Below are 14,590 nucleotides of genomic sequence, written 5' to 3' on the forward strand. Positions count from 1 at the left end.
GGTTATCGACTGGAGATGAAAGACCTGTTCAGTCATCCAACCGTGTCCGCATTAGCGCTGAAAGTCCAATCGGTGACCCGATTGGCGGATCAGAGCGAAGTGGCGGGTGCTGTGAAGCTGACACCCGTTCAACACTGGTTCTTTGAGCAGAACCTGACGGATGCTCATCATCATAACCAGTCCATCATGCTGCATAGCAAGGACGGTTTTGATGAACCGGCCCTGCGCACGGCGATGGATCAAATCGTTAGCCATCACGACGCACTGCGTATCGTTTTCCGTCCTACGGAGCACGGGTATGAAGCCTGGAACCGCGCAATTGGTGAGGGCGAGCTGTATACGCTGGAACGTATAGACCTCAGCCATGAGACTGAGGTGTCAGCGGCGATCGAGGCTAAAGTGAATGAAATTCAGGCAGGTATTCAGTTAAGCGAAGGACCGCTGGTGAAACTGGGGCTGTTCCATTGCCCAGATGGAGATCATTTGCTGATGGCGATTCATCACTTGGTGGTGGATACCGTATCTTGGCGCATTTTGTTCGAGGATATTACTACTGCCTATGAGCAGGCATTGAACGGACAAACGGCTCGCCTTCCGCACAAAACGGATTCGTTCCGCACTTGGGCGGATGGGCAGTCTCAATATGCGAACAGTCCGGCCATGGCAGCAGAACTCGCATTCTGGCAGGAAATAGAACAGGGCGTATATCAGCCGCTTCCAAAAGACGAATCCCATTCTCATTCCTTAAATGGGGACAGCGAGAACATGACAGTCACGTGGACAGCTCAGGAAACGGAGCAGCTGTTAAAACAGGCGCATCGTGCCTATAACACGGATATGAATGATTTGCTGCTTACCGCATTAGGACTGACGATTCATCGCTGGGCGGGCCTGGAACGAGTGCTCGTGAGCCTGGAAGGTCATGGACGGGAATCCATTTTGCCAGAGCTGGATATTACGCGGACGGTGGGCTGGTTTACGACGCAGTTCCCGGTTGTGCTGGATATGAGCGCGGGGCAAGATCTTTCACAGCGCATCAAGCATGTGAAAGAAGGGCTACGCCGCATTCCGCAAAAGGGCATTGGCTACGGGATTTTGAGATACCTGTCCGCAGCACGTGAGCCAGAGCGTTTTGTGACCGAGCCTGAAATCAGCTTTAACTATTTGGGACAATTTGATCAAGATATGCAAAGTCAGTCCATTGGCGTATCTCCTTACTCTAGCGGTGCAGAGCTTAGCGCCCATGCAGCCAGAACGCACACGCTGGATATGAACGGACTGATTTCGGAAGGCAAGCTGCAATTGACGATCAGCTACAGCAAGCAGGAATATCGTCATGAAACGATGGAGCAGTTAGCTGAAGAGTTTAAAATCAGTTTGCGGGAAATCATTGCGCATTGCACAAGCCGCAAACAGCAAGAGCTGACGCCAAGCGATGTCATGCTTAAACATGTAACCCTGGCCGAGCTGGATCAGTTGGTAGCGCGGACCCGTGACATCGGGGAACTGGAGAATGTATATGCGTTGACGCCGATGCAAAAAGGCATGTTGTTCCATAGTCTGATGGATGCAGCGTCAGGAGCTTATTTTGAACAAACGACCTTTGATTTGCACGGACGCTTCCAAGCGGATATTTTCCAAGATAGCTTGAATCATTTAGCGCAGCGGCATGAGATCTTTAGAGCCAATTTCATCAGCGGTTGGCAGGATGAGCCTGTGCAGGTTATTTTCCGCCGCAAGGAGGTTGGTTTCAGATGTGAAGATTTGCGTCATTTGGATGAGCAGGAACGTGACGCGTATGTGCAGGAATTTATTCGCCAGGACAAGGCAGCCGGATTCGATTTGTCCCGGGATGCGTTGATGCGCGTGGCGATTTTGCGAACAGGTGACGAGGATTATTATTTTGTGTGGAGCTCTCATCATATTTTGATGGATGGCTGGTGTGTGGCGTTGGTCACGGATGAGGTGTTTGAGGCATATTTTGCAGCCGTAGAGCATAGAGCACCGAAGCTTGCCCCCGTTACTCCATACAGTCAGTATATTGCGTGGCTTGAAGCCCAGGATGTAGAAGCAGCAGCTTCCTACTGGAAGGATTATTTGCTCGGCTATGATCAGCAAACGTCGATTCCAACCGGAAAAGTAGGCGCGAAAGCGGAAGGTGCGCAATTTGAGCATATACTATGCGATCTGGGCAAGGACTTGACCGGACGTATGGAAATGGTGGCCAAGCAGCACCACGTGACCCCGAATACATTGCTGCAAACAGCTTGGGGCTTGCTGCTCCAAAAGTACAACGGTAGTGACGACGCTGTTTTTGGCGGTGTAGTATCTGGTCGTCCAGCGGATATTTCGGGGATCGAAAATATGGTGGGCTTGTTCATTAACACCATTCCAATACGTATCCGCAGTGGGGCTGAGGACACCTTTGCCGACCTGATCAGAACGAATCAGAAGCAGGCGCTGACTTCTCAAGATTATGAAACGTATCCGCTGTATGAAATTCAAGCCTTGAGCGAGCAAAAGCAAGATCTGATCAACCACATTATCGTGTTTGAAAACTATCCGGTGGAGGAGCAGGTTGAGCAACTTGGCGAAGGTGCAGCGTCGGATTTTGAAATTCGCAATGCCGGCATGATTGAACAAACCAACTATGATTTCAATCTGGTCGTCATGCCGCAGGAAGCGATGAAAATCCGATTCGAATACAATGCGATGTTATATGATCGGAAAGCCGTTGAACGGACTCAGGGCCATCTGATACAGCTGTTGGAGCAGGTGGTAGCGAAGCCGGACATTCGGGTGCAGGAGCTGGATATGTTAAGTGAGCCAGAGCGCGAGCAAATTCTCAGCGTATGGGGCAATACAGCTGCTGAGTATCCAAGCGAGCAAACGATCCATGGCCTGTTCGAGACACAAACGACGCAGACACCGGAACAGCCAGCGTTGTTCTTCGAAGGAGAGCAGTTGACCTATCGCGAGCTGAATGAACGCGCCAATCATCTGGCTCGTACCTTGCGTAGTCAAGGCGTGACGAAGGATCGATTGGTGGGTCTGATGACCGAGCGTTCGGTAGACTTGATCGTGGGCATCTTAGGCATTTTGAAAGCCGGGGGTGCATATGTGCCCATCGATCCGACGTATCCGGAGGAGCGTATCCGCTACATGCTGGACGACTCGGGGGCAGAGGTGTTATTGACGCAAAGCCATCTGGTGGACAAAGCAGCTTTCGACGGTCACGTGCTGGTGCTGAATGGGGCACAGGGTGTGTATCACGAGGATGGTTCCAATCTGGAGTCGCTGTCTGGTCCAAACGATCTGGCGTATGTGATCTATACGTCGGGTACGACGGGGCAGCCGAAGGGCGTTATGGTGGAGCATCGTAATGTCGTACGTTTGGTGAAAAATACAAACTACGCGCAATTGGATGCCGACACGCGCATTTTGCAAACAGGGGCTATTGTTTTCGACGCATCCACCTTCGAAATTTGGGGCGCGATATTAAACGGTGGACGGCTTGTGCTAGTGAGTCAGGATATCATTTTGGACGTGCTCAAGCTTAAGGAAGCAGTCCGCAGTCACGGTATTACCACGATGTTTCTGACCACACCGCTCTTTAACCAGTTGTCTCAGCAGGATTTGGCGCTGTTCGAGGGGATGCGAGAGCTGCTGGTTGGTGGTGATGTGATGTCCGTACCACATATAAACCGGGTGCTGGAGGCCCATCCGTCCCTGCGAATCAGTAACATCTATGGCCCGACTGAAAATACGACTTTTTCCACAGTGCATGCGATCACCGGTGTGCAATCGGAATCGGTGCCAATTGGTAGACCAATCCATAATTCAACAGCGTACGTCGTGGACCGTTCGATGCGGCTTCAGCCCATCGGGGTATGGGGTGAACTGCTGGTAGGCGGTGACAGGGTGGCACGTGGATACCGCAACCGTCCGGACCTGACGTCCGAAAAGTTCATTGATAGCCCGTTCCGCAGCGGAGAACGCTGCTATCGCACAGGCGACATGGTACGCTTAAATGTGGACGGTACGCTTGAATATAAGGGACGGATCGATGCGCAGGTGAAAATTCGGGGCTACCGAGTCGAACTGGGCGAGGTAGAAACGCAGCTGTTGAAGCTGGAGGCAGTACGAGAAGCTGTGGTCATCGCACGGGAAGATGAGCAAGGGCAGAAGCAGCTCTGCGCTTATGTGGTCGCCGATGAGGAAGTTGTCGCAAGTGAGCTACGCAGCGATTTGAGCCAGAAGCTGCCGGGTTACATGATCCCTTCCTATCTGGTACAGCTGGAACAAATGCCGCTGACACCGAACGGTAAAATCGACCGCAAGGCTCTACCAGCACCAGAAGACAGCCTGCAAAGCGGAGCCGATTATGTCGCACCGCGAACGTGGGTGGAAGTGAAGCTGACGCAAATCTGGCAGGATGTGCTGGGCCTGGCGCAGGTCGGCGTGAAGGAAAACTTCTTCGAGATTGGTGGACATTCACTGCGGGCGACGACGCTCGCCTCGAGGATTCACAAGGAGCTGAACAAGCCGCTTCCATTGCGCAGTATTTTTGAATCGCCAACGATTGAACAACTGGCAGCGGTCATGGAAGGTCTGGATCAAGTGGCGTATGCGTCCATTCCGGTGACGGAAGAACGCAGCTTCTACCCGCTTTCCTCGGCGCAAAAACGACTGTATGTGCTGCATCAGTTCGACCCGAATGATGTGAACTACAACATGCCGTCAGTGCTACAAGTGAGTGGTCCGCTGGACGTGAAGCGAGTGGAGGACGTGTTCCGTCAATTAATCGCCCGTCATGCGACCTTGCGTACTCGCTTTGCACTGGTGGACAGTGAGCCAATGCAATGGATTGAGGACACTGTGCCGTTTGAAGTGGAATATACAAAGGTACAGGCAGAAGATGCGACTATGGGTACAGACCAGGACACAACCACGGATACGGACACGATGGTCAGTCAGGAAGTACAAGAACAGGTGCAACAGTTTGTACGTCCGTTCGATCTGCAAGCTGCTCCGCTGCTGCGGGTAGGCTTGGTAGATTTGGGCGTACAAGGAACCGAGCAGGAACCGCAGCATTTACTCATGCTCGATATGCACCACATCGTTTCGGATGGCGTGTCCATGGGTGTACTGACCGATGAATTTGTCCGCTTGTACGACGGTGAAGAGCTACTACCATTGCGGATACAATACAAGGATTATGCGGTATGGCAGCAAAGCGAAGCTCATCAAGAGTGGATGCAACGTCAGGAAGCGTACTGGCTCAACACCTTCCAGGGTGAGCTGCCAGTGCTGGATGTACCTACGGACTTTGCCCGTCCGGCGGTGCGGAGTACGGCAGGCGATACGGTGGTGTTCGGGCTGGAACACGAAGCAAGCGAACGTCTGAAGGAACTGGCGGCGGACACAGGCTCCACGCTATATATGGTGCTGCTGGCGGCGTACACCGCGCTCTTGCATCAATACAGCGGGCAAGAGGACATCGTAGTCGGCACACCGATTGCCGGACGACCGCATGCGGATCTGGAGCCGATGATCGGGATGTTCGTCGGAACGTTGGCATTGCGGAACTATCCGACGGCAGAGCAAAGCTTCCGAAGCTACGTGGAGGATGTGAAGACGCGTGCCCTGCAAGCTTACGAGCACCAGGACTATCCGTTTGAGGAGCTGGTGGAAAAGCTAAATGTGAAGCGGGATATGAGCCGCCACCCACTGTTCGATACGATGTTCACCCTGCAAACGACAGAGGAAGGCGAACTGCAACTGGCGGACCTAAGCTTCCGTCCATACGGCCTGGAACAAACGCCAGTCAAGTTTGATTTGATGATGGAGGCCAGTGAGGAAGAGGCAGGCATCCAGTTCGGATTGCAGTATGCAACCGCGTTGTACGAGCGTGAAACGGTAGAACGGATGACACGTCACTTTGTTCGTTTGGCCAAAGCCGTGGCGGCAAACCCGGATGCGAAGCTGGGTGAGCTGAAGCTGATTACGGCGGAAGAAACCGAACAGATTCTGAAGGTGTTCAATGATCCGAACGCGCACAGCGCGCGTAGAACACTCCAAGGTCTGTCGCTCAGCGAGCGTTTTGAAGAGCAAGCGAAAAACAGCCCTGAGCGGATAGCCGTTGTATCTGGGAACATGACGCTAACCTACGCTGAGCTGAATGAGCAGGCGAACCGGTTGGCCCGTGTGTTACGGGCGAAAGGTGTTGAAGCAGATCAACCGGTAGGCGTACTGCTGGAACGTTCTGCGGATATTCTGGTGAGCATTCTGGGGGTACTGAAGGCCGGAGGCGCGTATGTGCCAATGGATACGATGTATCCACAGGAGCGTATTGACTATATGCTTCAAGACAGTGGGGCAAAGGTTGTGATCACAAGCAGAGTTGCCACCCTGTCACTCGAACTGCCATCGACAGTACAAGCTATAGTCCTTGACGACGAGGACGTTCAAGCTCAGTTGGGAGCACAGGATGCGAGCAACCTGATCCCTGTCGCCGGCCCGCACAACCTGGCCTATATGATTTACACGTCAGGCACCACCGGTCAGCCGAAAGGGGTCATGATCGAGCAGGGCAGTGTCAGCAATCTGGTAGATGCTCTGTTTGAGCGAGTATACAGCCGGTATGATCAGCCGCTTCACATCGCATGGCTGTCGGCATTTGTATTTGACGCTTCGGTGAAACAAATCTTTGCCAGCTTGCTGTTAGGCCACACTCTGCATGTGGTATCCCGTGACGTCAGTCTGAGCGGAGAGCATTTGATCGCCTACTACCGCACGCACCGGATTGATCTGTCGGACGGCACACCTGCGCATCTGCATATTTTGAACGAAAGCGTCAGTGTGACGGAAGCGCCGGAAGTGAAGCATTACCTGATCGGTGGCGAAGCATTATCCGTGCAGCTGGTACAAGTGTTCCTGCACAATTGGTCCGGGTATCATCCGGTCATTACGAACGTGTACGGTCCGACCGAAACAACGGTAGATGCGACTGCTTATACGATTGAAGATGTGGAGTCCCTGAACGTACTGCTGGAAAAAGGGGAGCACACGGTATCCATCGGAACGCCGATCGCGAACCAGTCTGTGTACATCCTGAACAGCCAGCAACAGCTGGTACCGATCGGTATCGCAGGTGAACTCTATATCGGGGGTGCAGGTGTGGGACGAGGATACCTGAATCTGCCAGAGCTGACGGCAGAGAAGTTTGTCCCAAATCCGTTCGCTGTTGCGGCAGCAGCCGATCAAGCGGATAGCACTCACGCACACCGGATGTACCGGACGGGTGACCTGGCACGATGGATGCCAGACGGCAGCATTGAGTATTTGGGCCGGATTGACCACCAAGTGAAAATCCGGGGGTACCGAATCGAGCTGGGCGAGGTGGAAGCTCAGCTGCTGACCGTGGACGGCATTCAGAAAGCCGTGGTCACGGCATGGGAAAACGAGGACGGACACAAGGACCTGTGTGCCTATATCATAACTTCAGCGTCCCTGAGTTTGCCGGAGCTGCGGAATGCGCTGCAGCCGAAGCTGCCGGATTACATGATCCCGACGTATGTGGTACAACTGGATCGTTTCCCGCTGACCCCGAACGGGAAAATCGACCGCAAGGCGTTGCCGGCACCGGAAGCACGCCTCGAAGGAGGCCTGGAGTACGTTGCACCGCGGACGCCGCTGGAAGCCAAACTAGCCCAAATCTGGCAGGATGTTTTGAAGTTGTCCAGCGTAGGAGTCACCGACTCATTCTTTGACGTGGGTGGACACTCCCTGCGGGCAACGACGCTGGTGGCCAAAATCCATCAGGAACTGGACAGTCGGATGACGCTGCGTGAGGTGTTCCAACACTTTACGATTGAGCAGCAAGCCCAGCTCATAGCAACGCACGGCACAGACACCTATACGGTGATCCCTGCGGCGGCGCAACAGGCGTACTACCCGGTTTCCTCGGCTCAAAAACGACTGTACATTTTGAGCCATCTGGAAGGTGGGGATCTCAGCTACAATATGCCGGGTGTGTTAACCGTGGAGGGACCACTTCAGGCCGATCGGCTGGAGGATGCGTTCCGTCAGTTAGTAGCCCGCCATGAAACGCTGCGGACATCCTTTGAAATGGTGGAAGGCGAGGTCGTTCAGCGGGTGTATGATCAAGTGGAATTTGCAGTAGAGCACCTGCAGGCCAATGAGTCTGAATCCGAAGCCTATATCGAGTCCTTTGTACGCAGCTTTGATCTTCGTCAGGCACCACTGCTGCGTGTCCGTCTCCTTCAAATCGGGCCAGAGCGCCATCTCCTGATGTACGACATGCACCATATTATTTCAGACGGTGTATCGTCTAACAATATCGTGCAGGAGCTGGTACAACTGTACGAGGGACAGGCATTGGAGCCGTTACAAATTCAGTACAAGGACTATGCCGTGTGGCAGCAGCAGGAGACGCAGCGTGAATCATACCAACGCAGGGAACACTTCTGGCTGGAGCACTTAGCTGGAGAATTGCCGGTACTGGATTTGCCGATTGCTTATCCTAGACCTGCTGTTCGCAGCTTCGAGGGTGCGATGTATGAATTTACAGTGGACCCGAATGTATCCGAGCAACTGCACCGAATTGCGGCACAGACCGGAAGCACGCTGTACATGGTGCTATTGAGCGCCTACACCGTTCTGCTGTCCAAATACAGCGGTCAGGACGATTTGATCATCGGTACGCCGGTAGCAGGCCGCTTGTTGCCGGAACTGGAGCCACTAATCGGAATGTTCGTCAATACGCTAGCCATCCGGCATCAGCCGAGGGGCAACCAAACGTTCCACAGCTACTTGCAGGAAGCCAGAGATCGTACGCTGCAAGCCTTCGAGCATCAGGATTATCCACTGGAAGAGTTGGTGGAAAAGCTGGATGTAGCACGGGATGCAAGCCGTAACCCATTATTCGACACCATGTTTGTACTGGAAAATACAGAGTCGCCGGAAGCGAAGCTTGAAACGCTGTCCTTCAGCCCGTATGTTCGGGAGCATCGTATTTCCAAATTCGATTTGACCTTGTCCATGAGTGATGAAGATGAGGAGATTAAGGGTTCCTTTGAATATTGCACGAAGCTGTTTGGAGCCGACGCTATTGAGAGATTAACCAGAGATTTGATAGCGATCCTGTCCCAAGTTGGGATCAATCCAGATTTGCTGTTAAGCGATATTCAGGTGGACACGGACGAGCAACCGGAAGGCTTCTCGCCGGATTCCATCGACTTTATTTTCTAAACCACTTTTCTGAGATGCAATGATTTCACTTTGCGTGTGCAGAGGGCGGCGGCTTGTCCGACTGCCCTTGCCTGCAAAGTATTATTTTTCCGACATAACGCTCATCTACTAACATTAAAAAAAACAGCAAAAACAATTCCATTTGAAAATTTAAGCATTATAAAACAATTCGTCGAGTTTAGGTTGATTATGCACATTATATATTAGGGGAAGAGTATAAGATGGATTGGATTAGCTCCATTTTATATTCCGAATTGTTTAGATTATTTAAAAGGTACCACTTTGAATAAGCTCAATGATTTCTAAGAAAAGAAGACCCGCGTTTCAGTAACGCGGGTCTTCTTTTCTTAGAAATTGCTGGTTTGATTCATATGCAGTTTAAAGATCAATTTGATTAAACCATCATTTTAATTACGATAATTCCAATCAATGCAAGAATTAAGTCGAATTTCTCTTGACGACTCATTTTTTCTTTTAGATAGAATTGAGACACGTTCTAAGAAGTGTCCCTATATTTTTTTTGATTTTTTGTTTTGCTTCATTAAAAGTTACATCTGTTGAAGAAGGAACTTGTCTAATCTTAATTACAAAGGCTATAAAACAAGATGGCCAGCATGCACCATTGCCAGCCTTGATACTGTCCTACTTGCAGATCTCGCTTGTATTTAACGACGATAAGAGAGAGGATAATGATGCAGAATCCGACTAGCTGCAGTAAAACGGCGTTAGTCCCAAAAAAATGCTATGACTGAAGCTCGACCAAGAGAAACTTTAGATCGAAACAAAGAAATATGAGCATCAGGATTCAGTGTCAACTCGGAAAGGATATTACATATTTTAACAGATCAGGTTAGTTGAACAAGATAAAAAGCATCCTATATAGAATGCCTTTTATCTTTCTCATGATTCGGTGATGTAGCAGAGTGTGTTAATATGCGGTCAAGTATTTTTTTAGTAAATGGCATAAAGTAATTGAGTATTAGCCCCCCTAAACAAACGGTTAACAAAGTTCCAATGCCAATGGGTCCATTTAAAATGACTGCTATGATCAAGAATATAAGGTAGATGAATGTTCTCGAAGAAAATAGATTTGTTCTAGTAAATTCTTGTATGATTAATGTTAATCGGTCAACTGGAATTGGTGCAAAATTTGTCTGTAAATATGTTGCAGTTCCTAATCCTACAACAACTAAACCAATTCCAAAACAAATAACTTTGCTGTACCATAGTTCAGGTGTTATCAAATTGTGTAATAAAAAAAGCCACATATCAATACCGATACCCGTTATAAATGCTGTTAACAACCCCAAAACTTCTGGTTTTTGTCTTTTAAAAAGCGAATTACAACATATCAATATTATAGCTATTATGATTTCCCAACTTCCCACAGTAAGCCCCACATTTATAGACAGTCCTACTAAAAGTGCATCAAAAGGTGAAGCCCCAAGGTCTGATTGTATAGTGAACGAAATTCCAAGGGATAATACAAAAATTCCTAATACGAAAAAAATATATTTCAATTTACTCGACCTCTATAATATAATTTTATGTTGCAAATGCAATAAAAATAAGGTAAATTCAATATATATCATTTTTATTGCATTTGCAACAAAACAGGGGTAAAGGAGTCCATTATGAAGGAAGTACTTCGTGAAATTGGAATGATCGCAAGAGCATTAGATTCTATAAGCAATATTGAATTCAAAGAATATGACCTTACAAAAGGACAATATTTATACCTTGTACGAATATGTGAAAACCCAGGAATCATTCAAGAAAAGTTAGCTGAGATGATAAAAGTAGATCGAACCACCGCATCTCGTGCTATAAAAAAACTTGTTATTAACGGATTTATTGAAAAGGAAGAGGATCAGCATAACAAAAAAATTAATAAACTCTTTCCAACAGAAAAAGGGAATAAAGTCTATCCTTTTATAAAAAGAGAACATGATTATTCGGATAATGTTGCATTAGCGGGATTTTCGGAAAGTGAAGTAAACACCATTTTTAATCTTCTTCAAAGAGTAAGAAAAAATATAGGTGATGAATGGGAATTTGTAAAAAAGGGGAACAAGAGAAATTATTGATTTACATGAAGGAGCGATAATTTAAAGTGACTGTAAAAATAATAAAATGCAGCCGTGAAGATTTACAAATTCTCCAAGAAATAAGTATTGAAACATTCAACGATACTTTTAAGGATCTGAATTCACCTGAAAATATGAAAGCCTATCTGGAAAGAGCATTTAACTTTAAACAGTTGGAGGAGGAATTGTCCAACGTCTCTTCAGAATTCTTTTTCATCTATTTCAATGAAGAACTTGCTGGATATTTAAAGGTAAATATAAATGAGGCCCAATCCGAAAAAATGGGTGGTGAGTCGCTCGAAATAGAGAGGATTTATATAAAAAACAAATCTCAAAAACATGGACTTGGTAAATATCTGCTAAATAAAGCTATGGAAATTGCGATGGAACATAATAAAAAGAAAGTCTGGCTTGGCGTATGGGAAAAAAATGAAAACGCCATTGCTTTTTACAAGAAAATGGGATTTGTTCAAACTAGCGCACACCCTTTTTATATGGGTGATGAAGAACAAACTGATTTCATAATGACCAAAACAATGATTTAAATTTAGGATGATATACGAACCTTATTAATTTTTATATTGTGATTGATTCACTAATGTGTATAATGTTAACTATAATTGAATTCAAAAATGTTTTCTAGGGTTCCGCGATGTAATATCGGCTGGTCCGAGAGAAAACTCACAGTCGTCGTACTGTGCCACGGAGGGATAAAAGCCTGGGAGAAAAACTGCTATATGCAGTATTCTCCCAGGCTTTTTTTTATTGCTGCTTTAAATCCATATTATATTGCAGCATTTTCAAAAGGAGGAAATACAGAATGAACAAGACATGGTTATCTGTTGTAGTTGCGGCTTTATTTGAAGTTGGGAGGATTATCGGCCTGAAACATGCCAGCGGATGGTTAGAGTGGGGGGGCACTTTAGTTGCCATTTTAGTAAGTTTCATACTCATGATTATGGCTTCCCGTACGCTTCCGGTAGGTACGGTGTATGCAGTATTTGTCGGTTTGGGCACGGCTGGCACTGTATTAGCAGAAATTTTGTTGTTTGGTGCTGAGGTACAGGGATCTAAATTGTTGCTAATCGGGGTGCTTCTGCTCGGAGTTGTAGGGCTCAAAATACAGAGCAAAGAGAAGAATGAGGGAAAAGAGGTGCACTGACGTATGAACTGGGTATTTCTAATTTTGGCAGGCGTATTTGAGATGATGGGAGTTCTCATGATTAATAAGCTCCATAAAGACCGGAATTTCCTGTCCATTTTTTACCTGCTTGCAGGATTTGGATTGAGCTTTTTGTTTCTATCCCTGGCCATGGAAACACTACCAATGGGAACGGCCTATGCTGTCTGGACCGGTATTGGAGCTTCTGGCGGAGCCATATTGGGCATGATCTTCTACAGGGAACCGCGTAATACCGCGAGAATTCTGTTCATCGCGATGGTACTCGGCTCAGCAGTTGGCCTAAAGCTGGTAAGCTGAATAATGATGGAATTAGAAAAACTGCTCATCTTAGAACAGCAGCGAACTATCTGATGCTTATGGAATGTAGCCCATGATTACGGAGGAATCAATAAATTTTAAAAAATAGCTAGAAAAGACCAGCGTGCAGACAAAGTATCGATAAGAAATTTTGTCTGCATGTTTTTTTGCATTTTCTTAGCCTTCTATCTCTGATCTTCAGGATCGCCGCGTTGTGTTTTCAGTTTTAGAAAATGAAGAGTCATTTGAAGCTTCAGGCGAATATCACCATCGCTTAGATCAATCTCGAAAAGCTCACGTATTCTGTTGATTCGATAGAACAAAGTATTTCTATGAATAAAAAGTGTTTTAGCAGCAATATTTGGAGTGTCCACATATTGAAGATAGGCTTCAAGGGTAGGCAGCAAACTTGTTTTGTGGGCATTGTCATATGCAATTAACTTTTGGATAACCGGATGGCAGAAGTCAGCGAGATCGTTCTGTTCCGATATGATCTTTCCAATATGCTCGCAGAGATAGTCCTCATACATATACACTGGCTTGTTAGAATTAAGTTGGAAACCAATCTCGACGGCGGTTAGACATTGCTTATAATATTTTCGCAAAAAGGTTAATTGACTAAAGCAGTCACTCAGCGAAGCAGTAAGGCCGTTTACTTGGAGAAATTCCAGAATTCGTTTGTCTTCAGTAATGATTTTACAGGATGAATCAACGAGAGAAATGAGAAACACAATACGTCCCTGATATACGATCCAACGACTATCCGGAAGCAATTGGATCATATGCTGTGCAACCAGCTGAACTTTCCCGTCAAAAAAGCCGTTCTTCAAGTCTGTCAATGTCATTACTCTCAGGTAAGGTGTAAGCGTCCATTCCAAATGAGCCAGTCGCATTGCGATGACATTAGCATCATTGAGCTCGCCTGTAAGCAGTTCGGAAAGCAAAAAGCTATGCATCATTCCTTGATTGCAATTATAAAAGTCGTTCTTTTGCAATTCTACCGAAACCAGCTCACAAAGAAATTGCACTAGTTCAAAATCAATATCTGTAAATTTACGATCCAGTTCCATAACACTGACCTGCGCGAATTCTATACCATGTACGTACACAAAAGCTGTTATCCAACAGTCGTTGGTCTGGGGATCGCGTGAGTAATAAGGAATAAGAGCCATACGGGTCAGTTCGTACAGATTGGATTTCTTCATGCTCTCAATATTACTGTCAAGAAGATAACCCAAATTTCGCTGCTGTTCGATATCAGGTCGGCTGGGTATCGGTGCTTGACACATGGCGAGTAACTTATAGCCTGCATCGACAATGATTACCGGATTACCAAAGATGCGGGAGGCCTCGTTTGTCAAGTATTGCAAACCTTTGTTTGAGTAAAGTGCGGATATCAGAGTGTGCATATGCTCAATGAGCCGATTCTCATGAGCAAGTATAGATGAAATCTTTGCCGTAAGGTCCAGCGGATCTAGTTTATTTGGCAGAAGGGTAAGGCAAGTATAGGAGTCTACAAGTGCATCACAGTCCTGAATGCAAAAAAGAGGAGTGTCTGTAGGAAAGTCCTTTGGCAAATCCGAAAGCTTGCCTATATAAGCGGTATCAGCCTGAAAAACGGAACTCAACCGCAGGATAGTAAATTCACTGATTTCTTTTGTTTGCATGGCCTCTTCGGGCAAGGAAAGATAACAGTCGCTAAGTTTTCTGATTATTTTTTGAATTTTCACGAGAGCTGCCTCCAGAAGCT

At 47.4% G+C, this 14,590-nt stretch carries 7 protein-coding genes and 1 riboswitch (1 of these 8 only partly in view); of the genes, 5 read left to right on the forward strand and 2 right to left on the reverse strand.

The genetic code is table 11. The annotated features are described in order from the left end of the window. On the forward strand, nt 1-9,273 hold the 3' portion of the coding sequence (locus NSQ68_RS12545; RefSeq protein WP_342428995.1) for a non-ribosomal peptide synthase/polyketide synthase. 33,036 nt of this gene lie to the left of the window's left edge; only the last 9,273 of its 42,309 coding nucleotides appear in the window; its start codon lies off the left edge, out of view; its stop codon occupies nt 9,271-9,273. An 875-nt stretch (nt 9,274-10,148) separates the two neighbouring features. Here the strand turns inward: NSQ68_RS12545 and NSQ68_RS12550 are convergent. Then, nucleotides 10,149-10,793, reverse strand: a complete 645-nt coding sequence (locus NSQ68_RS12550) for a YitT family protein (RefSeq protein ID WP_342428996.1) — start codon at nt 10,791-10,793, stop codon at nt 10,149-10,151. A gap of 114 nt (nt 10,794-10,907) precedes the next feature. On the opposite strand from NSQ68_RS12550, the gene NSQ68_RS12555 reads away from it, so the two are divergent. The 4 genes from NSQ68_RS12555 to NSQ68_RS12570 all read left to right on the forward strand — a co-directional run bounded on the left by NSQ68_RS12555 (nt 10,908) and on the right by NSQ68_RS12570 (nt 12,840). Continuing rightward, nucleotides 10,908-11,360, forward strand: coding sequence for a MarR family transcriptional regulator (locus NSQ68_RS12555; protein WP_029515334.1), 453 nt, complete (start codon nt 10,908-10,910; stop codon nt 11,358-11,360). A 26-nt stretch (nt 11,361-11,386) separates the two neighbouring features. Next, nucleotides 11,387-11,905, forward strand: coding sequence for a GNAT family N-acetyltransferase (locus NSQ68_RS12560; RefSeq protein WP_342428997.1), 519 nt, complete (start codon nt 11,387-11,389; stop codon nt 11,903-11,905). Between the two features lie 83 nt (nt 11,906-11,988). Further along, nucleotides 11,989-12,087: riboswitch (guanidine-I (ykkC/yxkD leader) on the forward strand. 93 nt (nt 12,088-12,180) lie between these two features. Continuing rightward, nucleotides 12,181-12,522, forward strand: a complete 342-nt coding sequence (locus NSQ68_RS12565; RefSeq protein ID WP_342428998.1) for an SMR family transporter — start codon at nt 12,181-12,183, stop codon at nt 12,520-12,522. A 3-nt stretch (nt 12,523-12,525) separates the two neighbouring features. Beyond that, the gene (locus NSQ68_RS12570; RefSeq protein WP_342428999.1) at nt 12,526-12,840 is read left to right on the forward strand and encodes a multidrug efflux SMR transporter; all 315 of its coding nucleotides are present in this window, start codon (nt 12,526-12,528) and stop codon (nt 12,838-12,840) included. Between the two features lie 185 nt (nt 12,841-13,025). Here NSQ68_RS12570 and NSQ68_RS12575 read toward each other — a convergent pair whose 3' ends face one another. Next, on the reverse strand, nt 13,026-14,570 hold the full coding sequence (locus NSQ68_RS12575) for a helix-turn-helix domain-containing protein (RefSeq protein ID WP_342429000.1): 1,545 nt from the start codon (nt 14,568-14,570) through the stop codon (nt 13,026-13,028). Nucleotides 14,571-14,590 lie beyond the last annotated feature (20 nt).

Source organism: Paenibacillus sp. FSL L8-0158 (assembly GCF_038592965.1).
Classification (GTDB): domain Bacteria; phylum Bacillota; class Bacilli; order Paenibacillales; family Paenibacillaceae; genus Paenibacillus; species Paenibacillus polymyxa_D.

What these genes read in the sequence shown, in the direction of transcription:
- NSQ68_RS12555 (WP_029515334.1), top strand. Translation starts at nt 10,908, where the DNA reads ATGAAGGAAGTACTTCGTGAAATTGGAATGATCGCAAGAGCATTAGAT.
- NSQ68_RS12565 (WP_342428998.1), top strand. Translation starts at nt 12,181, where the DNA reads ATGAACAAGACATGGTTATCTGTTGTAGTTGCGGCTTTATTTGAAGTT.
- NSQ68_RS12570 (WP_342428999.1), top strand. Translation starts at nt 12,526, where the DNA reads ATGAACTGGGTATTTCTAATTTTGGCAGGCGTATTTGAGATGATGGGA.